The organism is Wolbachia endosymbiont (group A) of Anthophora plumipes (assembly GCF_964028115.1).
GTDB lineage: Bacteria > Pseudomonadota > Alphaproteobacteria > Rickettsiales > Anaplasmataceae > Wolbachia.
Genome location: NZ_OZ034756.1, coordinates 639,177 through 662,681, shown reverse-complemented (window position 1 = coordinate 662,681; position 23,505 = coordinate 639,177). Strand labels below are relative to the sequence as shown.

Annotated in this window: 19 protein-coding genes, 1 tRNA gene, 1 other RNA gene and 2 pseudogenes; 19 read left to right on the top strand and 4 right to left on the bottom strand. The window is 35.1% G+C overall.

Features of this window, described 5'->3' with window-relative positions:
* Window positions 1-25: 25 nt before the first annotated feature.
* The 3 genes from ABWU75_RS03435 (at window position 26) to ABWU75_RS03425 (ending at window position 5,061) form a co-directional block, all read left to right on the top strand.
* Window positions 26-781 (top strand): ankyrin repeat domain-containing protein, encoded by a 756-nt coding sequence (locus ABWU75_RS03435; protein ID WP_341814748.1) that lies wholly within the window; start codon window positions 26-28, stop codon window positions 779-781.
* 80 nt (window positions 782-861) lie between these two features.
* On the top strand, window positions 862-3,744 hold the full coding sequence (locus tag ABWU75_RS03430) for a WPE palindromic element domain-containing protein (protein ID WP_353286612.1): 2,883 nt from the start codon (window positions 862-864) through the stop codon (window positions 3,742-3,744).
* A gap of 294 nt (window positions 3,745-4,038) precedes the next feature.
* Window positions 4,039-5,061, top strand: coding sequence for an IS110 family transposase (locus ABWU75_RS03425; RefSeq protein ID WP_353286589.1), 1,023 nt, complete (start codon window positions 4,039-4,041; stop codon window positions 5,059-5,061).
* A 243-nt stretch (window positions 5,062-5,304) separates the two neighbouring features.
* Here ABWU75_RS03425 and ABWU75_RS03420 read toward each other — a convergent pair.
* A pseudogene (locus tag ABWU75_RS03420) lies at window positions 5,305-5,937 on the bottom strand (IS110 family transposase); the annotation flags it as partial.
* Window positions 5,938-6,396: 459 nt separating this feature from the next.
* Here ABWU75_RS03420 and ABWU75_RS03415 point away from each other — a divergent pair.
* The 4 genes from ABWU75_RS03415 (at window position 6,397) to petA (ending at window position 10,873) form a co-directional block, all read left to right on the top strand.
* Entirely contained in the window at window positions 6,397-7,272 is an 876-nt protein-coding gene (locus ABWU75_RS03415) for a tetratricopeptide repeat protein (protein WP_253309898.1), read from the top strand.
* 81 nt (window positions 7,273-7,353) lie between these two features.
* Window positions 7,354-7,426 (top strand) — tRNA-Val (locus tag ABWU75_RS03410).
* Between the two features lie 52 nt (window positions 7,427-7,478).
* Window positions 7,479-10,187, top strand: coding sequence for a DNA gyrase subunit A (gene gyrA, locus ABWU75_RS03405; RefSeq protein ID WP_353286611.1), 2,709 nt, complete (start codon window positions 7,479-7,481; stop codon window positions 10,185-10,187).
* 86 nt (window positions 10,188-10,273) lie between these two features.
* Window positions 10,274-10,873 carry a ubiquinol-cytochrome c reductase iron-sulfur subunit gene (gene petA, locus ABWU75_RS03400; protein ID WP_264731315.1) on the top strand — a complete coding sequence of 200 codons (600 nt, stop codon included), beginning with the start codon at window positions 10,274-10,276 and terminating at the stop codon, window positions 10,871-10,873.
* Between the two features lie 9 nt (window positions 10,874-10,882).
* Here petA and priA read toward each other — a convergent pair whose 3' ends face one another.
* Window positions 10,883-12,886: a primosomal protein N' gene (gene priA, locus ABWU75_RS03395; protein ID WP_353286610.1), complete on the bottom strand. Its 2,004-nt coding sequence runs from the start codon at window positions 12,884-12,886 to the stop codon at window positions 10,883-10,885.
* A 102-nt stretch (window positions 12,887-12,988) separates the two neighbouring features.
* On the opposite strand from priA, the gene ABWU75_RS03390 reads away from it, so the two are divergent.
* Together ABWU75_RS03390 and ABWU75_RS03385 are read left to right on the top strand one after the other, a co-directional pair.
* Window positions 12,989-13,798, top strand: coding sequence for a hypothetical protein (locus ABWU75_RS03390; protein WP_353286609.1), 810 nt, complete (start codon window positions 12,989-12,991; stop codon window positions 13,796-13,798).
* Window positions 13,770-14,603: a hypothetical protein gene (locus ABWU75_RS03385; RefSeq protein WP_353286608.1), complete on the top strand. Its 834-nt coding sequence runs from the start codon at window positions 13,770-13,772 to the stop codon at window positions 14,601-14,603. Before ABWU75_RS03390 ends, ABWU75_RS03385 begins: the two co-directional genes overlap by 29 nt.
* Before the next feature lie 346 nt (window positions 14,604-14,949).
* Here ABWU75_RS03385 and ABWU75_RS03380 read toward each other — a convergent pair whose 3' ends face one another.
* Window positions 14,950-15,147, bottom strand: coding sequence for a hypothetical protein (locus tag ABWU75_RS03380; RefSeq protein WP_253309883.1), 198 nt, complete (start codon window positions 15,145-15,147; stop codon window positions 14,950-14,952).
* A 211-nt stretch (window positions 15,148-15,358) separates the two neighbouring features.
* Here ABWU75_RS03380 and ABWU75_RS03375 point away from each other — a divergent pair, with 211 nt between their 5' ends.
* Window positions 15,359-16,000 (top strand): hypothetical protein, encoded by a 642-nt coding sequence (locus ABWU75_RS03375; protein WP_264731306.1) that lies wholly within the window; start codon window positions 15,359-15,361, stop codon window positions 15,998-16,000.
* A gap of 125 nt (window positions 16,001-16,125) precedes the next feature.
* On the opposite strand, the pseudogene ABWU75_RS05905 reads toward ABWU75_RS03375, so the two are convergent.
* Window positions 16,126-16,313, bottom strand: a pseudogene (locus ABWU75_RS05905) (hypothetical protein); the annotation flags it as partial.
* 319 nt (window positions 16,314-16,632) lie between these two features.
* Here ABWU75_RS05905 and ssrA point away from each other — a divergent pair.
* From ssrA to ispG, 9 genes are all read left to right on the top strand, one after another.
* Window positions 16,633-16,968, top strand: a transfer-messenger RNA (tmRNA) gene (gene ssrA, locus ABWU75_RS03370).
* A gap of 22 nt (window positions 16,969-16,990) precedes the next feature.
* Entirely contained in the window at window positions 16,991-17,428 is a 438-nt protein-coding gene (locus ABWU75_RS03365; protein ID WP_138264795.1) for a ClpXP protease specificity-enhancing factor SspB, read from the top strand.
* A 209-nt stretch (window positions 17,429-17,637) separates the two neighbouring features.
* The gene (locus ABWU75_RS03360) at window positions 17,638-17,859 is read left to right on the top strand and encodes a hypothetical protein (RefSeq protein ID WP_253309905.1); all 222 of its coding nucleotides are present in this window, start codon (window positions 17,638-17,640) and stop codon (window positions 17,857-17,859) included.
* Window positions 17,840-18,151 carry a type II toxin-antitoxin system RelE family toxin gene (locus ABWU75_RS03355; protein WP_264731303.1) on the top strand — a complete coding sequence of 104 codons (312 nt, stop codon included), beginning with the start codon at window positions 17,840-17,842 and terminating at the stop codon, window positions 18,149-18,151. Before ABWU75_RS03360 ends, ABWU75_RS03355 begins: the two co-directional genes overlap by 20 nt.
* Window positions 18,152-18,293: 142 nt before the next feature.
* Window positions 18,294-18,572, top strand: coding sequence for a YggT family protein (locus ABWU75_RS03350; protein WP_253309879.1), 279 nt, complete (start codon window positions 18,294-18,296; stop codon window positions 18,570-18,572).
* Entirely contained in the window at window positions 18,573-20,696 is a 2,124-nt protein-coding gene (locus ABWU75_RS03345; protein WP_353286607.1) for an FtsK/SpoIIIE family DNA translocase, read from the top strand.
* Window positions 20,697-20,850: 154 nt separating this feature from the next.
* Window positions 20,851-21,375 carry a GAS domain-containing protein gene (locus ABWU75_RS03340; protein WP_253309908.1) on the top strand — a complete coding sequence of 175 codons (525 nt, stop codon included), beginning with the start codon at window positions 20,851-20,853 and terminating at the stop codon, window positions 21,373-21,375.
* Window positions 21,376-21,572: 197 nt separating this feature from the next.
* A complete protein-coding gene (locus ABWU75_RS03335) occupies window positions 21,573-22,193 on the top strand; it encodes a TRP75-related protein (protein WP_264731296.1) in 621 nt (206 codons plus the stop codon).
* A 25-nt stretch (window positions 22,194-22,218) separates the two neighbouring features.
* On the top strand, window positions 22,219-23,499 hold the full coding sequence (gene ispG, locus ABWU75_RS03330) for a flavodoxin-dependent (E)-4-hydroxy-3-methylbut-2-enyl-diphosphate synthase (protein ID WP_264736024.1): 1,281 nt from the start codon (window positions 22,219-22,221) through the stop codon (window positions 23,497-23,499).
* Window positions 23,500-23,505 lie beyond the last annotated feature (6 nt).

Genomic DNA, 23,505 nt, shown 5'->3' with positions numbered 1-23,505 from the left:
TATACATTTTAAGATAGGTAAGGTCATGGATGATGACATCATTATAAAGATATTGAAGCCAGTAAACAGTCTTCCAGATTTGAATCAATGGAATGTGATCAGCAAGATACAGGATGAATCGTATGCACAATATAAAGCTGGAAATCATATCTATTACGAAATAAGTAGAGCTTTGGAAGGGATAAATTACAATTTCTGTTATTTTTCTTCCCCGTTTCAATTAGGTAGAACACTATTACATTATGCTGCTAAGGGTGGCTGTGAAAAAGTAGCAGACGCTCTAATAAAAAGAGGGGGAAATGTTAGTAAAAAAGATAGATGGGGGTATACTCCTTTAGATTTGGCTATTGAAAGTGGCAATGGAGAGTTAGTGGAACTCCTAAGAATGAAACTTCTAGAGAAGGAAGCAGAAGCTCTGGCAAAAAAAAGATCAAGCTCTTTATCGAAGGATAGTTGTAGTAAAACTCCCAAAAGTCCTGGTACAAACGGAGACATAACAAAATCTTCAGAGGAAGCCAAAGAAATGCAACTTAAAACAAATAAAGCAATTGCAATAGGTGCTATTTCTGGTAGCTTAACAGCATTAGCCTGTGCTATTATAGCAACAGCACTATTTGCAACAGGGATAATAGCAGTTGAAACGCTCACTGTACTTGCAGCAATTAGCATAGTTGCAGTAGTAGGATTAGCAGTTGGCAAGGTTACATACGTAATGTCAAAGCCTAACACTGAAACAAATGAAGTGAAACTTACAGGTAAACAAGAAGAACTAAGACCATAACTTTCGCATAAGTGAAATAAAAATATTTATCCCCAAAATAAGCCCTGTATAATAAAGCATTGTATTAATTGTTACTGTTAGTGGGAAGAGTTTTTACCGTTAATGTGGATGAGTCCTTTTTCAATGTATTGGTTCAGCACATATTTTCTGAATATGAAAGAGAAAAAATTCCCGAGATAAAGATCATACTTCCCTGCAAAAGGGATGTAATAGCGCTGCTGAGTGCGTTCAAGAATTATAACGCTAAAAAATGCATAATTTTGCCAGAGATAGTTTCACTGGAAAACATTGATGAAGAGGATTTAATATTAAATCTTGATAGAGTTAAAGTTATCAATCCAACAAAGAGGACGCTGCTACTCATTCAATTCATATTGGAGTGGAATAGAAAAAATAATGATAATTTCCCCATTGATTTAGCTTATAGCCTGCCATCCTTGCTTGATAAAATTCAATCTACCCAAACAACGGATTGTTATCAATTCGATGAACATTCAAAAAAAATAGAGAATTTCATAAGCTTACTCATTGAGAGTTGGAATAAAATTTTAAAAGATTTAGGAGTAGTAGATATATTAGAACATAAGAGTGATTACATAAACAATATGATAATCTCTTTACAAAAAGACCAACATATAATCTTTGTTGGAATTGGAAAGGATAAGTCGTTAATTAAGGCTATATATGACCTGCCGTTTGGAAAAATAATTTTGCCTAATCTGAATTTGAAAATTAAAGAGAAAGATTGGCAATCACTTGATAAAAAACATTATCAATATTGCCTGAAAGATCTACTCGATTATTTAAATGTAGATAGAAGAGATGTGAGTTTTCTGCCAGAAGCGTGTTCTGATGTCATCCCAGTGCCCAGACACTGGGATCCAGAAAACTTAACTTTAAATGAGCGCACCAGGTGGCTGTGCAATAGAAACTGGATTCCAGTGTCAAGCACTGGAATGACACCATCTACTACTCAAATTACCTGCAAATTGCAATGTTCATACACCAAAAATCAAAGGGCTGGAATGACAGGAAGTCCTGAGGAATATCTAGATTACATTTTTGATACAACTGCCGATCTAAGCAAAGTTAGTAATGGACATATTGGCAATATTGAAGTCATCACTTGTGATTCCAGAGAGGAAGAAGCACAAGTGACATCATTAATTATAGAGAATGAAGGTTATGAAAACGTTTCTTTGGTTGTCTTTGATAAATTACTTGCAGCTCGTATAGCATGTTTATCAAGGCAACACAGTGCCATACCGGAAAATTATCCTTATATAACACTCCTACTTTATAGTATCGAAGTTTTGACCTCAAATTGGAGCAGTGTATCATTACTTTCGCTCCTTAAACATAGGCTAGTGACTTTTGATTACACTCAAGAAGAGTACTCTCAGATTTTATCTGAATTTGAAATAGAGATATTACGCAACTTTAGTACAAATGGCCTTAAAGATATTATAGATGCTATTAATACCTATAAAAAGCTAAAACATAAAGAGGATATATTGCTTATTATCAATAGGTTAGAGGCTATACTTAATCTTTTACTTAACTCTATAAATTGCCCTATTTCTGATGTGGTGGCAACTCATTTGCAGTGTATTAATGTGCTATCTGGTATAAATTTTTCAGAGCTAAATAGTGAAATAGGTAATTTCACCTGTAATTTCTTGAATGCATGTGAGGGTATAGAAATTAAGTGCTCCTTAGAGTTATATAGCCAAATTCTGACCTTATTTTTAGAGAAAGAGTTTTTCTCTGTAGCAAATGACTTGAATAAATTCAGCTTATATCACAACAAAGTTGTAATACTCGCTGGATTTAATGAAGCGCCAAGCTTTCAAAGTCCGCTTTTGAATGCGCTTACGAGAGAAAAATTTAACCTTCCTTCTGCGCAAGAAGAGCAGGGGTATTTTTTTTATACTTTACACAATTTGTTTTGCGCAAGTAAGGTTTATATTACAAGATCGCTAAGCCATAGAAAACCAATTCTATTGCAGCGTTTGGAAATTCTGCTCAAGGAGGGGAAACAGCCGTATCGCGATTGGCTGAGGATATTAAATACGCCTGAATGTACTGTTCCATGTACTCAGCCTATGCCAAAACCTCAAACCGAAGTTAGAAAAGAAAAAATGCAGGTGATGTCTTGCAGTGCAATAGAAAAGCTAATTCGTAATCCTTATTCATTTTACGTTGAATATATACTGGGCCTTAAACAATTAAGAGACTTGAATTTTAAGCCATCGATATTGGAATTTGGCACTATGGTGCACAACATTCTTGCAAGATATTTACGCAACAAAAAGTCGCCAATGAGCATTGCACGAAAAGCATTCTCGACTAGTCAGTTTAATTTTTCAAATATGTGGTGGGTAAGACTGCAAAGGATAATTCAATCTTTTGTCGAATTTGATGAAACTCGAAGCAATTATGTTGAGTTGGAAAAGAGCTTTTCCTGTCCGATATTTCATATTCCAGCGCGTGACGCTGGAATCTATATTTCTTGTGATGATGTATCCCAGTATGAAACTGCTTGGATGACAAATAGAGATCTGATCCCACAAGAAATTTTACTGACAGCAAGATGTGATAGAGTTGAGTATCTACCAAGTGGGCAAGTAGCAATTATAGACTATAAACTTGGTTCACCACCTTCCAACGAAGAAGTGATGTCGGGGTTTTTTCCACAGTTAATTTTGCAAGCCTTAGCGGTAGAACATATAACAAAAAGAGAAGTTTCAGAACTTGCTTATTGGAAACTTGATTATGATAAAATAAAAGTTATTTCTATACAAAATTATAGATACAAAATGCAAGAATTAAAAAATGATCTGCCTGGTTTTTTATCTAATTATTTAAGTAATTCCACACCCTTTATTGCCTCTCCATATTTTGATAAATTCCTGAGATTTAACAGCTATAAACAGCTAGAAAGGGTAGGGGAGTGGTTGTAAATGGTGTCATCCGAGTAGCTTGACTACTTGGATTCAGGAAAAAGAATGGTGTCATGAAAGTAGCCTCCTTCTTGTATCTTGTCAAAAGCATCTAATGTTTTAAGCTTAAGCATTAGGTGGAGAAGGGAGGAACTCTGTGCTTCCTCTTAGATATAAAATCTGTAGAGGAGATAAGAATTCCCTTCTCAAAAGTATAGGCTGGACGGTATCGTAGAAAGACCTGAATGGTTCTAATTCTGTATTCACAAGACTAGCCTTACTTTTCATTTTTAATGGTAACGTATGGGGTTATATATGATCAACAACTTTTTGGGCATAGATATATCAAAAGATCGCTTTGATGTTTTTCTCTCATTTATAAGCAAAAAAGGAAAGCGTGAAACTAGAAAAAGAAGCTTTAAGAACGATGATCATGGGTTTCAAAGTCTACTGAATTTTCTACACAAACATAATGTAGAAAAAGTAAAAACCTGCATGGAATCTACTGGTTGTTATAGCGAAGCACTGGCTGAATTTCTACACAATGCTGGACATTTTGTAAGTGTTGTAAATCCTTATTGCATAAAATCTTATGCAAGGAGTAAGCTGATACGACAAAAGAATGATCAGACCGATGCAGAAGTTATTGCTGATTATTGCCAAAGACAGGAACCTTCTAGTTGGACACCACCTTCTCCTGAAATGAAAAAATTAAAACATCTTTATCGTTGCTCAGTTGCGTTAAAAGATGAGTTAACATTAGTAAATAACCACTTAGAAAAAAAAGAGAGACTGCCTAAAGAAGTTGCAAATGCTTGGGAAGACCTTGCAATGAATATAGCTCAAAAAATAGAAACAATAAAAAACTCCGTACGTGAACTATTAAATCAACACAAAGAATTGTTGGAAAATTTTCAACTTCTATTGACTATTCCAGGCATAGGAGAAGAATCAGCAATAGCTATTTTAGCTGAAGTTTCTGATATAGAGGTTTTTAGAGATGCCAGGCAATTGGCAGCATATACAGGAGTTATACCACGAAATATGACGTCAGGTTCCTCTGTATATGCCAAACCCAGATTAAGTAAATCCGGTTCACAAACATTACGTAAGGCACTTTTCTTTCCTGCCATAGTAGCTAAGAATCACAATCCTATCATTATGAGCTTTTGCCAAAGATTAAAGGAAAAGGGTAAGCATAATATGGCCATCGTTGGTGCTGCAATGCGTAAGCTACTCCATATCATTTTCGGTATTCTGACATCCAAAAGTGCTTTTGATCCTAACCATATCAAAAACTACAGGGCTAGGAGGTTGACTGAAGGTTTAGTACTTTAAAATCAAAAATGCTTCCTATCTATCTTATGTAAAGTGGTATCTTACACAAATTTATTGAGTGTTGTTGGTTAGTGGATATGTTGATAAGTAAACTTCATCTGTTTTGTGCGTATAAAACTAATTTACTTATCAACATATCCACTAACTATAATCTGTGTACTGTTACACAATTGGAAGTATTTTTTGATTTTATGATGCAACTTGGGAAATTTTTATAATTTTTTTGTTGACTAACAAGACGGTATCTCCTATGCCTGGAATAGTCAATAGAAGTTGAAAATTTTCCAACAATTCTTTGTGTTGATTTAATAGTTCACGTACGGAGTTTTTTATTGTTTCTATTTTTTGAGCTATATTCATTGCAAGGTCTTCCCAAGCATTTGCAACTTCTTTAGGCAGTCTCTCTTTTTTTTCTAAGTGGTTATTTACTAATGTTAACTCATCTTTTAACGCAACTGAGCAACGATAAAGATGTTTTAATTTTTTCATTTCAGGAGAAGGTGGTGTCCAACTAGAAGGTTCCTGTCTTTGGCAATAATCAGCAATAACTTCTGCATCGGTCTGATCATTCTTTTGTCGTATCAGCTTACTCCTTGCATAAGATTTTATGCAATAAGGATTTACAACACTTACAAAATGTCCAGCATTGTGTAGAAATTCAGCCAGTGCTTCGCTATAACAACCAGTAGATTCCATGCAGGTTTTTACTTTTTCTACATTATGTTTGTGTAGAAAATTCAGTAGACTTTGAAACCCATGATCATCGTTCTTAAAGCTTCTTTTTCTAGTTTCACGCTTTCCTTTTTTGCTTATAAATGAGAGAAAAACATCAAAGCGATCTTTTGATATATCTATGCCCAAAAAGTTGTTGATCATATATAACCCCATACGTTACCATTAAAAATGAAAAGTAAGGCTAGTCTTGTGAATACAGAATTAGAACCATTCAGGTCTTTCTACGATACCGTCCAGCCTATACTTTTGAGAAGGGAATTCTTATCTCCTCTACAGATTTTATATCTAAGAGGAAGCACAGAGTTCCTCCCTTCTCCACCTAATGCTTAAGCTTAAAACATTAGATGCTTTTGACAAGATACAAGAAGAAGGCTACTTAGATGGCAGGGAGGAGCTACTTGAATGACGGTTCTTATCGTCGGTAAACTTAGAGCTATAATAACTATTTGCCTTTTTTCTACTTAAGTTTGGGTTATGCAAGAAGTCTAATAGAGCGAAATATGGAAGACAAAAGATAAGTGCATTCTACGCAGCATCGCTAATTAATAATATCTTTATTATTGTATGAGATAGGTAATTTAGCATTTATGAATTTGTAATGTGTTACGCATAGCTCAAAGAAATAAGGTTTACTGGTTACACGCTGCAGCCAATGCCACAACACTAGGATCTATGTTTGTCTGCATGTTAATTTGCGTTGTGATTTTATGGAGGTCTTCTGTTACCTATGCTAGTGAAAATTTGGAGATACAGAAGGCCTTTGATAGTGTTGTCAAGCATATAAAAGCTGATAAAAAGTATAAAGATCTTGATGTTATTGAGAGAAAAAGTGACAAATTTAATATCAAAATTGCGCAGAATTCTGGCAAGAGTTTTGACATATACTCTACTTTAAAAAAAGCAAAAGATTCCTTTGAGTCAGGAGATAATGAAACAGCTATTTCTCTCCTTAATCAGATCATCACAAAGTTTCCTTATCATAAAAATGCTTTAATTGGATTGGGAAATATTTATTACGCTAATAAAGAATACAAAAAAGCTGTAGAGATTTACACAAGACTGTTAAAAGAATACCCTAGTAACCCTTACATATTAAAAAATTTTCTGACGATAATCTCACAATATGATCCTGATCTGGCGTTGAGTGAAATGTTGAAATTGTATGATATACATAAAAATTATGCTCCTTTATTAGCAAATTTAGGTCTGATTTATATGAAAAAGGAGGATTATGTAAAAGGTAAAGAGTATATGACAACTGCTATTTCCCTTGATGAAAACAATATTTTTTATACCTATAATTTAGCTGTTATTCTAGATAAACTTTCAGATTTTAAAAATGCTACAATATTCTACTTAAAGTTGTTGAACATGGCTACAACTTCGAAAGATGTGAGTGAAAAAATACCTTTATACAAAGTGACAGCAAGACTAAAATTTATAAAACTCCACAGCACGCACCCAAAGATTTCATAAAAGCTTATAGCTTACCTAAATTTAATTTATCGCTATTTTTGTTTACAATAATAATATTGAGCTATAGAATTACATCTAAAGGGGCAATTAGCTCAGCTGGTAGAGCATCTCGTTTACACCGAGGAGGTCGGCAGTTCAAGTCTGTCATTGCCCATTTGCTTAACTGAATGTTAATATTATTAATTACTTCAATCAAAATATAGAAAATGCAGGATAATATAGTACCAATCTCAATAGTAAAAGAGCTGGAAGATTCTTATCTTTCCTACGCAATGAGCGTTATCATAAGCCGGGCTATACCTGACGTGCGAGATGGATTTAAACCTGTTCATAGGCGCATATTATATGCAATGTCAAGGGCTGGATACGATGCTGGTAAGCCATATAAAAAGGCGGCTCGTATAGTAGGGGATGTAATGGGGAAATATCACCCACATGGTGATGCAGCTATTTACGATTCCTTGGTTAGAATGGCCCAAGATTTCTCTCTTCTTTTACCACTTGTTGATGGACAAGGTAACTTTGGTTCGATAGACGGAGATCCACCCGCTTCGATGCGATATACAGAAGCAAGGCTTCACAAAGTGTCGCACTTCTTACTAAATGATATTGACGAAGATACAGTTGATTTTAGGCCAAACTATGATGGAAATGAAACAGAGCCTGTTGTACTGCCTGCAGAATTTCCGAATCTATTGGTAAATGGTGCAAGCGGTGTTGCAGTTGGTATGGCAACCAATATTCCTTCTCACAACCTTGGAGAAATAATAGATGCTTGTATGTTATATATAGATAATCCTGAAGTTACTTTGGATGAGTTACTTGAAGTGATGCCAGGGCCGGATTTCCCAACTGGGGGAACGATTCTTGGAAGGTCTGGAATAAGATCAGCATTTGCAACGGGTCGTGGATCAGTTGTTGTGCAAGGCGAGACTCACATGGAAGACCTGCCACAAGATAGGCAAGCAATAGTGATTGATGAAATACCTTACCAGGTAAATAAAGTAAAATTAATTGAGAAGATAGGTGAGCTTGTAAAAGAAAAAAGAATTGATGGCATAACAGAAATTAGGGATGAGTCCGATAAGTCTGGTATTAGAGTAGTAATTGACCTCAGAAGAAATGCTGAAGCAAGTTTTATACTTAATCAAATATTGGGACTAACTCCACTAAGAAGTAGTTTTAGTGTTAACACTTTAGTCCTCAACAACAACAGGCCTGCTTTGATGTCATTAAAAGAAATCATAGCTGCTTTTGTTGATTTTAGAAAAGAAGTATTAATCAGGAGAACAGAATTTCGTCTAAGAAAAACGAGGGAAAAAGCTCATATATATATAGGGCTCTACATTGCGGTCTTGAGCATAGATGAAGTGATAAAAATCATCCGTGGTGCAAAAGATCCTGCGGAAGCAAGTAGAGAACTTTTAAATAAAGAATGGAAAACTTCAGCTGAGATAAACACAATTATTGGATTAATCTCAGACAGCACAAGCTTTTTGAAAGACGGAGTGTATAGATTAACTGAGCTGCAAACGAAAGCTATTCTTGACATGAAATTGCAACGTTTAACAGGCCTTGAAAAAGACAAATTAGAAGCTGAGCTAAGTTCAATGATCAACCTGATAAAAGAATATATTGCTTTTCTTGGCTCAGGAGAGAAGTTGATGAAAGAAATAAAAAACAATCTACAAGAAATAAAGAACAGATTTGCTGTGCCGCGAAAAACTTCAATAGAGGAATCAGATACGGACATTGAAGCTGAAGATCTAATTCCACAAGAGGATATGGTGATAACCGTAACTATGAATGGTTATATCAAGCGTGTGAAGCTTTCTCATTATAGAACTCAGCGTCGTGGTGGAAAAGGAAAGCTAGGACAAGGATTAAAAGAAGAGGATGTAACCACAAAATTATTTGTTGGGAATACCCACACTAGCCTTTTATTCTTTTCTAATATTGGCCGAGTTTATAGATTAAAAGTTTATAAGTTACCTCTTGCAGAGCCAACTGCACGTGGAAGAGCACTTGTTAATATATTCCCGCTTAGCGATGGTGAAACTATAACTAATATAATGCCATTACCAAGTGAAAATGACGAAAATCAAAACATAGTTTTTGCTACTGCTCATGGGAACATAAGGCGCAACTCTTTAGCGGATTTTCACTATATTCCAAGCAATGGAAAAATAGCAATCAAGCTCGATGAAGGAGATAAGTTAATATCAGTTAAAGTATGCAATGAAATTGATCATGTTTTTCTTTCAACAAGATTCGGCAAAAGTATCAGATTTGTTGTAAGTGATGTGCGTCAATTTAAAAGTCGCAATTCAGATGGCGTAAGAGGTATCAAACTTGCAAAGAATGACAGCGTGATATCCATGACCATATTAAATGGGATAGGTGTAGCAACAGAAACAAAAGAACTTTACTTAAAAGTTCCACTTGCAAAAAGACTGGGGACTACAATTAATAACTCCATTGATTCCAAATTGGAAAAGACTTTGAATGATTTAGGAATAGATAACGAATTGTTCTTAAAACTTGCAGTGAATGAGGAGTTTATATTAACTATTACCGAAAATGGCTTTGGTAAAAGAACTTCTGCGTATGAGTATAGAATAACTAACAGGGGTGGTGTTGGTATCACCAATATTCTTACTACCAACAGAAACGGTAATGTTGTTGCTAGTTTTCCAGTTGAGCAGGGTGATAATATCATGCTTATTACAGATAAAGGAAAGTTAATTCGTATTTCAGTAAATGATATCAGAATTGCAGGACGTAGCACTCAAGGAGTCACTCTGTTTAAAACAGAGAGTAGAGAAAAGGTGGTGTCAGTAGCGAAAATTGAAGATCCTGATTCCACTGAAGATAGTATTTCTGAAGTTGAAAACTCTATCTCTTCTCAACTGTAGTACAGGTTAAACAAAAAGCGCAAGTTTTTGTTGATTAATACGCAGTATTTAATTTAAAATATATACTTATGGCTAAGTAGAGATCAATGGACAAAAATTTAACTAAAAATAAAAAACCACTGGCAAACAAAGAGGATAAAAAAACACCTCCTGTTAAAGATCTTACTAAAAATAAGAGTAGGAGAGATTTTATAACATTAACTACATGCGCTATGGCAGGTATAGGAGCTGCAAGTGGACTTTGGCCACTGGTTAAGTCTATGAATCCTTCTGCTGAAGTTTTAGCAACTTCCACAGTGGAGGTGAATTTGTCTGGAATTCAGGAAGGACACGGAGTAAAAGTAAAGTGGCAAGGTAAACCAGTATTCATTCGTAGACGCACAAAGCAAGAAATTGAGGCTGCAAGAGCTGTGAATGTGAAGAGCTTGAGGGATCCTCAATTAGATGAGCAGAGAGTATACGAAGGAAAAGACGAATGGTTAATTATGCTTGGAATATGTACACATCTTGGGTGTGTGCCGATTGATCACGCTACAAAAGATGGTAACGGTTGGTTCTGCCCTTGCCACGGTTCATATTATGACACATCAGGCCGAGTAATTGGGGGTCCTGCACCAAAAAATATGGTTGTACCTGATTATTTTTTTCCCAGTGAGAATGTTGTGGTAATTGGCAAGAAGGCTTAACGGAACTCGTTAAAAAAAACTCACAGGATCAACATCTATTATCACTGCAATACTCGAATTCAAGTTACAATTTTTAATCAAACATTTCAGCTTCTTTTGTATAGATAGACTGTGCTTATTGTGTATTTTTAGCAACACCCTATACCGATACTTATTATTTAAGAAATTTATTGCTGCTGGTGATGGACCAAGAATTTCAAATTCCTTTTTGTCTGCACTTACATTTTTTTCCTGAATACAAGTAGTTGAGCTACTTGGATGACGGAGAAGAGATTTTACTATTTCATTCGCTGCTTTTTGTGTCGCAATCTGATTCTTACCACAAATTATAAGCGCTATTAATCTGCTAAATGGTGGCATTTTGGCTTCGCGTCTTGACTTAAGTTCAATTTCATAAAATGAGTCCCTTTTTTGATGTAGCAATGCTTTTATTATTGAACTTTCAGGATTATTGGTTTGCACTATTACCATTCCTTTTTCATTGAACCTTCCTGACCTGCCTGCAACTTGGTGCAACAATTGATACGTCTTTTCTGCTGCTCTTAAATCAGAATTTTCGAGACTCAAATCTGCATTCATTACTCCAACCAAAGTTAATTTAGGAAAATTGTGCCCCTTAGCAATTATTTGTGTGCCGATTATAATGTTCACCTCTTCTTTCAGTACCAAGTCAATTACGTTACTAACCGACTTCTGATCGCTGCTTATCATCGCAGTTTTTGCGTTTGGTATTAATTTCACCATTTCTTCAAGTAACCTTTCAATTCCTACGCCATAAAGGGAAAATGACTGTTCACTCTGGCAATCAGAGCATTTTTCTGGGAGTTTTAATTGATAAGAGCAATGATGGCACAAAAGAGCATTTTTTTTCTTGTGATATGTAAGCCAAACAGCACAATTTAAGCAGGAAATTTTATATCCACACTTTTTACAAACTGCCAGTTGTGCATACCCTCGGCGGTTTAAAAAGAGCATAACCTGCTGTTTTTTCTCTATGGTTTGTTTGATGCTTTCAAAAAGCTCAGAGGAGATCCATTGCTTGTTGTTCCTCATATCTACTACTTTAATGAGTGGCAATTCTGCACCACCGAATCGCTTGGTTAGCTTTACATGATTATAATTCCCGCTTTTAACATGATGAATCGTTTCAAGCAGTGGAGTTGCTGATGATAAAATAATCGGAATATTTTCAAATTTGGCTAAGATTATCGCCATATCTCGAGCATTATATATAATTCCCTGTTCTTGTTTAAAAGATGAGTCGTGCTCTTCATCAATGATAATCAATTTTAGGTTTTTATAAGGCAAAAAAAGCGCTGACCGTGCACCAATAATTATCTGCGCATTTCCACTTGCTATATTGAGCCAATTATTCCGGCGAGTTTTTGGAGTGAGCCCTGAGTGCCATTCAACTAAGTTTTTTGATATCTGACCGCGAACACGATTTACCAATTGTGAAGTTAAAACAATTTCAGGCAAGAGGATTAAAATTTGTGCACTGTTTACAGTTTCTACCAATTTTGCAATTGCGGATAAGTAAACTTCCGTTTTTCCAGATCCTGTCTCACCGTCAAGCAAAGTCACTGAATACTCATTCAAACTGCTTATTATTTTATCGCTAGCTATCTGCTGTTCAGGGTTTAATTGGCAACTTATTTCACTTATTTCCTGCTTCTGCTTAGCACAAACCAATTTGTCTATGTGGTTTACTTTTAACACTCCTCCCATTATCACTTTGGCAAGCATACCAATAGGCATTACATTGTATTGTGCAACCCACTCTGCAAATGCAATCAATTTTGGTCTAATATTTGGTAAATCGATTTTTTGCTCAATAAATTTTAATGCTCGACCACTCTTGTCACTATATTTCCAAACTATTCCGATCAAGCGTTTTTTGCCAAATGGCACCACTACATAATCTCCAACTGAAACTTCAGTATTTTCTTCAACTGCATATGAAAATAACTGATCAACTGGAAGTGGTAGTAATACGTCAACTGTTCTTGTCATAGCAGCCTAAGTTTAGCACTGTTTTGAAAATATTCGTTTGATTTTTGTGGATTGATTGGTTGAACTGATATTATATAAGTTTATTTGGCTAGGATGGTAAATATGCAAGAGGCTCATATACAGAAACTAATAGAATTTTCTGAACTTCATAAGAACTTTATGCAGAACAGAAGACCAAGCAAGTCGGAAAAACAATTGTTTGAGATAAGTGAGGAATTTAAAAGGAAACACCCTGAAGTTAGATTGAATGTACGCAGTAATGTGATTGATAAGAGAACTTTTGCTGCACACGGTACCAATGCTTGGGCACTTTTTTCAGCATTTGCTTTTACAAATGGCCAATTACTACCAAAAAATGAAATGAAAGTAAGGGGAATACCTGTTGTTGCAGGCGAATTGATATATGAGAAAAATAGATATAGTCCAGGTTCCCATTGTCCAAACACAGTGAGCCAAAATGCAGTATCAACTGTTGGATTGCATAATAAGAGTTCGCATTTGTTTGATACACTTCGCTATGCAGAAATGGCAACAAAAGATCATAATTATGATTACAGTAACTTCAGTAAAAAATATCTTAGTAAATATCAGAAGAGAAGCGTAGAAAGCATTATAGAAAAAGCAAGAGCACTTTTGAATGACAAAGAAATGCAAGAAGCATATGAAAGGTTATCTTCTATTCGAATGGTTGTTTTAGGTGATAGAATTGGAGGAACAGCAATAAATTCGAGTGTAAATAATGAATGTGGATGTGAAAGATTTAACGTCAGAATTATCATAGTAAATGAAAAAGACAAAGAGTATATCAGAAATTTGATTAATAAAATCAATCCAAAAATAGCTGAAGGTATAGTGTATTTAGATATAGCAGAGGTTATGAAGCTTGAAGGTAAGCGTACTAAAAGCCCCTAACAAATTTTGCTTTCAAGAGATCTTTCTAGGTGGAAAGCGTATCTCTGTTCCAATTGCTTTTAAAGATAGTTTTGTGGACGATTTTGCAGAAACATTTAAAGATAAATTAACTTTCAGTTTTTCTAATAAGTTTAATGTGTGTCAAATAGAAAAGAAAAAGCTAGTAAAAAGAACGATAAAAGGTAGACCCGAAATATCTAATGCCACTATAACTTACTATCAAAATCCAGATCCAACTTCAGGAACAATAATTGATGATGTAGATTACAGTGTAGTGTTTACCGAATCATTTCAATCAAAAGTAGGTAGCAATGTGGCTATTAACTGTGATAATGAGCAAATTTTAGAACAACCGGCTGCAAGTGATACCACTACACAACCGTTTGTTTCAACCCCTCCACAACAAGAACAACCAGTAGACAGTGGCCCACAAACGATTACAAGCAGTGCAGTTCCATTGCAACAAACACCTGTCAGTAACGAAACTAACAATAATTTTCAGCAGAAAAAGCAAATTAATCAGCCACCTATAGTAGGCAACCCAAAACGTAATTCTCCACAAAAACAAGCTTCAGGAATTTCTCCAAGAGTTATAGGCTTAGCATTATTATTTGGTGCTGTAGGAGCTACACTAGTTGCAATAGGAATTATACCTGAGATTATTGCTATCGGAGTAATTGCAACTGCTGTATTATTAGGAATTGCAGGTGCAGCATTAGGTGGTATAGTAGGGTATCTTACAGACATAACAGTAAACAAATGTCATAAGCGAAGCTGTTATGAAAGTTGCGTAACTAACAACTAATGTCATTCAAATAGCTCGTCTAGGCATGTTTTTTTCTGGATTCTATAGTATTTTCTAAAACGAATGATAAACGTCTAAAATGGTATTACCAACTAAAAGGTGTAAGTCTTTACATTGATGCATTAGAGGTCTGAGGCGACTTTTGATGGTGTGCCAACAATGCTCTATCGGATTTAGATCTTACTATTACCCACAAATATAAATGTTTGTTGCATAGCTCTTAATGGCATAACTTTTGCTTGAAATAACTGTTTATATGGTGCAATTTACAGCTTTTAGTTGCTAAAATTATAACTCTTAGTTTAATAATTTTAATCCAATAAGCTTTCAGGTTAATAAAATTAAATTATTTGAGTAAATACAATACTATGTTTTTATTTGTGGGTAATAGTAAGTCTTTTACCCCATCGTTTTTTGCGATGAATTCAGCATATTTTTCCAACAGTTTTGCATCTAATTTATCGGTTTTTGCAAAGTGATTGCAGGCTTTTGCAAATGCATATGCCCGATTTGGGTGAGCTCTATGAACAGCTATGTTATACAACTTTATTACAAGTTTCTCATAACCTCCTGTTTACACATAACTTAACAAATACGTTAGCTTGTCTACCTATTTTGCCATTCTGCTGAACGGATACATCCGAGTAGCACATCCTTTACTTTGTAGGTATACTTTTTTTGACATGCGGTTATATCTTTTTTAATATAAAGGATATATACTTATGCATTATATATTTTTTTGTATGAGGAGTTATATGAAAATGAAGAGATTATGCGTTTTGGCTGTGTTGCTTACTTCATCTCTAGCAGGTGCAGCTAATAATAGTGCAAGTAAGTCAGAAGATCAGTACTATGCAGGTTTAAACTTTGGTGCTGGATGGGGTGGTGGCTTTGTAATGAAACCTAGCGTTGTTTTTGGTTATCATCATGACAAAAACTCTAAGTTTGAACTTGAGGTTCTTGCTAACATGAGTGATATTGCTAATAAGGATACAAGGAAAATAGGGGCTAGCTTATTGGCAAATTATCGTTATTACCCTGACCTTGATATTGATCCCGTTAAACTATATGTCAGTGGAGGTTTAGGAGGATACTTACAAGTAATACCTTTTGGCTTTGGTGAAGGTGGTAAAAGCAAAGATTCAAAATCTCAAGATCCAGGAGCTACCACTACTTCGAGTGCAGGTGAGGTTACTGGAGCTGCTGCAGAGGAGGCATCTGTAGTAGATAAAATACTGGGTTCTATTTCCTATAAACTGAAGGTCGGTGTTGATTATGAAATTGCTCCACAGATAGTTGGTGCAGTTGGTATTGCTGCAGGCGGGCAACTAAGTGGTATAAAAGCATTACAAATACCAGATGCAACTCTGGAGGTAGGAATACGTTATAATTTTTAATGCTGCTAAATTGTAACTTAGTTCATAAAGGTAGAGACAATGTTGAGGATGAAATAAACAGCATTGAAAAAATCTGGAAATATATGAGATACTTTTCGAATATGGTTTTGAATGCTAACTATAGATTAAAAAAATAACAAGAAAAAGGGTAAACTCCAGTATTTGTAACCGTTCACGGATTGTGAGAATGAATAAGGAAGTAGGTCCAAAGTGTGATGGTATGGATTTAGTATAAATAATTCAGGATGCTTGTGTCCACTGGTTACATATAAATTCATAAAGTTTTGAGAGTTTTGAGTCTTTTTGCGTAATATAACAAAGTTGTAAAGGTGTAACCATAATTCCTCCTTCGATGGCAATTTCTTATATATCATACCATCACACTTTGGAACTGTACACCTAAGCACTCCGTTCAACAAGCTAGAACTGCTATATTTGAATACATAGAAATTTTTACAAAAAACAGCGTAGGCATTCTGCTATTAATTATTGCATTCCTGAACATTGTGATTCATCATTCTTTTTGTAAAAAATTTTCTTAACTTTCTCTCCACTTTTTCTGGGTAAGGTCACAGAATTTTTTACTGGAAATCTTAATTTTGTCTTAGCAATAAATCAACTTAAGGTCATAATATCTTGACATTTATTTAATGTTGCTATATAATAGCTATGTACATTTTGTGTACTATAGCAATAAAATCACCCTGTAATAGGTGTATTGGACCCGAGGGCAGTACTCGGCGCCTCCACCATATTTTAAATTTATATGGGGGCGAATAAGGATCGACATGCATAGTAAAGATGGTAGTTTTGCTCGGTTAGACACCACCGCTAAGAGTTCATAATTTAAATGCAAACGATAATTTTGCTGCTGAAGACAATGATGCAATAGCTGCTTAATTTAAGCACTATAACTTCATTGCTATAAGCACGGTTCAGGGAACGCCGGGTAACAGAAGTTCCCCAAAAATTTACGTATGTGGAAGTTATATGGAGCAAACAGATTACAAAAAATTGCTTAATTCTGCCAAGTTTCAAGTTATCAAAAAGACTTTAGATGTTATATCAGGTAATGGTTTTATCCCTCATTTAGAAATATTATTTTTCACATATTTTAATGGTGTGACCATGCCAGATCGTTTGAAAAAGTCATACCCCACTCAAATGCTTATTATATTACAGCATCAATTCTATGATTTAAAAGTTTCTGAGGATAAATTTAGCGTCAGTTTGAGTTTTCAAGGAAAACAAGAGCGAATTACTATACCGTTTTTTGCTATTAGTGAGTTTCGTGATAAAATTTCAGGAGATGTTTTAATATTTGACAAAATCAGTATCGATTCTGATAAAGAATACAAAAGTGAAAAATATACTGAAAAATTATCAAACGGTAGTATTATATCCATAGATCAACTGCGTGATGAGTAATTGCTCATCTTTGTAAACAAAAAATATTAATAGAAAAAAGTGGTCTAACTTAAGTAATAGAATAGAGGAATACTATCGTAGACAAATATGCTAAATCTTTAATTGTTTATTAACGCAGGTGGCAGAATTTTTCTTACATATCATCAACTTTCTTTATTGAAAAATTCAGAAAAATGTTGTATAATTGTTAGTAGGCTTTGGTAAAACATATGGCAGATTCAGGAATTAGTATAACTTTTGACCCAAAAACTTCGCAGCATCTTGTTGAACTAGCTAGAGCCACTAAGCAGTCTGTTCAAAAATTAACAGAAAAGCTAGTCAAGGAAGCAATCGAACTTGAAGCGGAAGATATTGCATTTTCCAAAATTATTAGGGAGTTAAATGCTGATGATGCAGAAGAAGTAGAGGATAGTGAAGACATCTGGAAATAAGCGATACACCATTAAATATCTAAAGCATGTTCTTAAAAGAAATTTGCCTTTCTTGCCGAAAGATGTAAAGCCAAGTATTAAAGACGCAATAAAAAAGTATCTTGAGATTGATCCTATTGGTAACGGTGTGTTGCTACGCAAGAGATTAAAGGGACATAGAAGAATAAAAGTTGCTGATGATTACCGTATTGTCTATCGTGTAAATACTGCAAAACGTATAGTAATTATTGTTTCAATAGGACACAGGGACAATATTTACAAGCAGGCAATATTGGACCCACTGAAACATTAAATATATTTTATACAGCCCTCCTTCCTCCTACCTTAGGTGCAGCTCAAAAAATGAAGTTTTTTTTGGTTCAGCAAAAACAACATTTTGAGTTTGAAAAGGCTAAATACTTGTCTTTATTATAACTTTCGTGTAATAGATATGCATGCATCCAATTATATATCTACTCAACACGTTACTTGATCTTTATAGCTTCATTCTAATATGTTGGATTGTCCTAGATTTACTGATTAGGCTTAATATAGTGAACGTGTATAATGATACTGTCAATCGCATAATGCGCACCTTGAATCAGCTGACTTACCCACCATTGAAAATTATCAGAAGGTATATACCACCATTCAACGGATTAGATTTATCTATAATGATATTGCTAATAACAATTCACTTTGTAAAATATACAGTAGCTTACTACTTTAGGTAGATGTTAAAAAAATATCTAAAATCAGCAATATATCTATCCCTTTTAATATATGTATATATATCAGTTTTTAGCTACAACTATAAAGATCCTTCCTTAAACACGGCTACAAATAAGGAAGTGACAAATTTAGGTGGAATAGTAGGTTCATATTTAGCTGATATATTGGTTCAATTTCTTGGATTAACTAGTGTTACAATAGCTACAACCATAGTTTACTTGTTGATCTTCAGGCCAGCAAAAATACTGCTGAAAATTCTCTATTTAATATTAATCAATTTAGGGGTATGTGCTATATTACCACAACTTTCGCTAGGCATCACTGCAAGGTACAGACACAGTGGAATAATAGGGAATGCACTCGTTAATAACTGCCCATTTTATGTATTTGTGATAGTAACATCAATAGGTCTTGTAGGATCGGTTGGTTGGAAGAGAGCAATTTACTCTCTATTCTTCTTATGTAAAAAAATAGCTTGCTTATTTGTAAATGTTCCATTCTTCAGATCACATAAAACTGCTGAATATTCAGTTGCACCATTAGTAGTAGAAGAAAAACATAGAACTAAAATCACTACTAAACAACAACCAAAAGAAAGACAGAAAAAAGCTACCGAAGAAATTTTTAAACCTTCCAGTGAGTTCGAGTTTCCAAGCATTCATTTACTTTCTAAAGCAGAGGAGTCTTTGCAGAGAAAGCAGCTGAATGAAATGGGGAGCAATAAAAATTTATCTCTGCTGGAACAAGTCCTGAGTGATTTTGGCGTGCAAGGAAAAATTATCAGTGTATGCTATGGGCCGGTTGTGACTTTATACAAACTTGAACCACAAGCTGGTACGAAATCTGCAAGAGTAATTGGCCTTGCAGATGACATTGCACGTTCGATGAGTGCACTCTCTGCACGTATTTCAATAATTCGTGGGCAAAATGCTATGGGAATAGAGTTGCCGAACAAGGAACGAGAAATTGTAATGCTGCGTGATTTGCTTGAATCACCAGAATACCAGAATGCAAACTTAAATCTCCCAATCGCCCTTGGCAAAGAAATAAGTGGAAAACCAGTTATTGCAGATCTGACTAAAATGCCCCACTTGCTCGTTGCTGGAACCACAGGGTCGGGTAAATCAGTTGCGATTAACACTATGATTCTTTCGCTCGTTTATCGATTAAGTCCTGATGAATGTAAGATGATAATGATCGACCCAAAAATGCTTGAGCTTTCAATATATGATGCAATACCGCACCTAATGGCGCCAGTAGTAACAGAGCCAAAAAAGGCTGTTATCGCTCTTAAGTGGATAGTGAAAGAAATGGAAAATCGCTATCGCATGATGTCGTATTTAAATGTACGCAATGTAATAAACTATAACCAAAAAATCACAGAAGCAATGAATAGTGGAATAGAATTGGAGCGCGTTGTGCAGATTGGCTTTAACTCAACAACAGGCAAACCTTTGTTTGAAAAAATACCAATCAAGATGGAGACATTTCCGTATATTGTAGTGATCGTGGATGAAATGGCAGATTTGATGCTTGTTGCCGGCAAAGAGATAGAGTGCTCTATTCAACGTTTAGCTCAGATGGCTCGTGCTGCAGGAATACACATCATAATGGCAACACAACGCCCATCTGTGGATGTGATCACAGGTGTGATAAAGGCGAACTTTCCAACGAGAATCAGTTTTGCTGTTACTTCTAAGATAGATAGCCGTACAATACTTGGCGAACAAGGAGCTGAACAATTGCTCGGTATGGGTGATATGCTCTATATGGCCTCTGGTGGTAAGATCATTCGAGTTCACGGTCCATTTGTGAGCGATGATGAGGTGCAAGATATAGTTAATCATCTGAAAATGCAAGGTGAGCCAAGTTACATGGAGGAAATTACCAAAGAAGATGAAAATTCTTCTGTGGAATCAGAAGGTGAAACAGAGGATGAAGAAAACGACCTTTACAACCAAGCAGTGGCCATCATTCAAAGAGATCAAAAAGTTTCAACCAGTTACATTCAGCGACAACTTAGAATAGGCTATAACAGAGCTGCAAATATTGTTGAAAGAATGGAAAAAGAAGGAATTGTCAGCTCTCCAAATTACTCAGGAAAGAGAGAGATATTGGTTGAATAGCAACCTTGTAATACATTAACTTAAGTTTTTGCACTTTCAAAAAGCAAGTCAAACAAAATTATTAAAAGGTCAATACATAATGACAGTTGATTTAATACTAATTTAAGTACTAAGAACGTACAATAGTAATATATTAATTAATTAGGGGGTAAAAATGTCAAATATTTTGAGTAATGCTTGGTATAGTTTGTCTGGCAATGACATAACAGACATAACAAAATTGCAGGAACAAGTAGAAGAACTAGAGAAGCTATTAGGAAACTTCAAAGGTTTGCCAGAACAAGTAACAGAACTGTCAGATAAATTCGGTGGTTTATCAGAAAGATTTACAGAGTTGTCAGGTAAATTTGACGGTTTGTCAACAGATCTATCAGATAAATTCAATGGTTTGCAAGAAAAGTTTACAGGCTTGCAAGAAAACTTCACAGGTTTAGAAGAAAAAGTGGAAACACTCACAGAAGCAGTAGCAGATCAAGAAAAAACACTACTAATTTGTGCCATAGTCAGTGCTGTTGCCGCAATAGCGATAACTTCTTTTGTTGCATTCTGTATCTATCAGGGAGTTAAGTGTGAAAGGGAGAAAGAAAAGAACTTGTCTAAAGATACACCAGACGCAAAACTTAATAATGTAGATGCTATCGATGGCAATGAAAAGAAGCATATGCAAATGCCAGACTAAGTTGCATAACACTCTTCTTGAGAAGGTGTTACGCAACTTGTAGCACCTTACTCTTCTCTTAGCCTATGTAGGTTTTTTGATAGTAAACATATCACTTTTTAGAAAAATATTTGTATTGTAAAGTTAGTAAAGATTCTGGTTTACTTAAAGTTTGTTAATTGCTATCTTTTAAAACACGATATTTACTATAGCACCATATGCTTAGGATTTTTTCTAAAGTTTTGTTTATATTAATGTTTTTGGTTTCTAGCTTTTTTACTGTGCATAGTGCTGAAGCTAAATCTAAGCTCAGTAAGAGATACATACCTCCTGGTAACCCTGGTGGTGCAAACTTTCATACAGATGAGGATTTTGCTGAGTCATATAAACTGTATGAGAAGCGTAGGGAGCTCCTCAAGAAAAAAAAGTCACAAGATCGAGCTATAAATAAAGAAGATCTAATCAAAAAATTAAAAGAGAAAAAAATTGCTAGTCTTGATAATGAGCCAAATGACATGGAAGCGTGCATAGTCGACGATGAAGAGAGCGCTATGATAAATCAGCATGGTATTAATATCGCACGTTTAAAGGGTGCTGTATTTATAGATCAAGAGCCAGTTTCCCAGTATGAAAGCGAGCAGCATGAAAGTGAACAACAAGAAGGGAAGAAAGTTACTTCAACACGAGAAAAAAAAGTTTCTCCTATAAATGTCACTATAAAAGAAAATCCATCAAGAAAAACGTGCTCACATGATTCTATTGCTAATTTGGATAACGTAGATGCTTATAGTTTGAATGGTTCGAGTTCATTTGGCAGCGTAGCTGACACAGTAAAATAGTATCACAATATTGGCCATTAATAATATGCTAGATAAAGACCTGATATTGAATGACGATGCATATGAATTATCGCCAATTTCCAGGCACAAAACTCATGTTGTAGAAGTTGGAAAAGTAAAGATAGGTGGAAATAATCCTATAGTCGTACAATCTATGGCGCTTGGTGTGCATATAGATTCTGATGATATAAAAAGTAGCGCAAAACATTATGCAAAAGAAATAACAGAACTAGCGCGCGCAGGTTCAGAGTTAGTACGGATTGCTTTGAATTCAGAGGAAGTAGCAAGGGCAATACCTTATATAGTAGAAGAGATAAATAAAGAAGGTTTTGACGGTAAAATATTGGTAGGCTGCGGTCAATATGAGCTAGATAAATTAGTTCAAGATTATCCAGACAACATCAAAATGCTGGGTAAAATTAGAATCAATCCAGGCAATATAGGCTTTGGCGACAAACGTGATGAGAAATTTGAAAGGGTGATAGAGTATGCAATAATGCACGATCTTCCTGTTAGAATTGGGGTAAATTGGGGTAGTCTTGATAAATACCTTTTACAAAAACTGATGGATGAAAACTCTTCGCTTAGTAATGCAAGGCCTTCTGATGTTATACTGCGCAAAGCACTTGTAATGTCTGCTCTTGATAGTGCAAAAAAAGCTGAAGAAATTGGTCTAAATTCAAACAAAATAATCATTTCATGTAAAGTTAGCAAAGTACAAGATTTAATTTTAGTTTATATGGCACTTGCAAAATCTTCCAATTATGCGCTGCATTTGGGTTTAACTGAGGCTGGTATGGGCAATAAAGGTGTGGTAAATACCGCAGCAGGGCTTACTTATTTATTGCAAAATGGCATTGGAGATACAATACGGGCTTCTTTGACTCAACGTCCTGGTGAATTGCGTACTAATGAAGTGGTGGTGTGTCAGGAAATATTGCAATCTATAGGCTTGCGACACTTTAACCCTCAGGTTAATTCATGTCCTGGTTGTGGGCGCACAAGTAGCGATCGTTTTCGTATATTAACTGAAGAAGTGAATGGCTATATAAAAACTCATATGCCGATGTGGAAGAAAAAAAATCCAGGTGTAGAGCATATGAACATTGCTGTTATGGGATGCATAGTAAATGGTCCTGGAGAAAGCAAACACGCAAATTTGGGAATCAGCTTGCCTGGATATGGAGAAAAACCTGTTTCAGCAGTCTACAAAGACGGCAAGTATTTCAAAACTTTACAAGGTGATAATGTCTCTGAAGAATTTAAGGCAATTATTGATAATTATGTGAAGGAGCATTACACGTAACCTTTC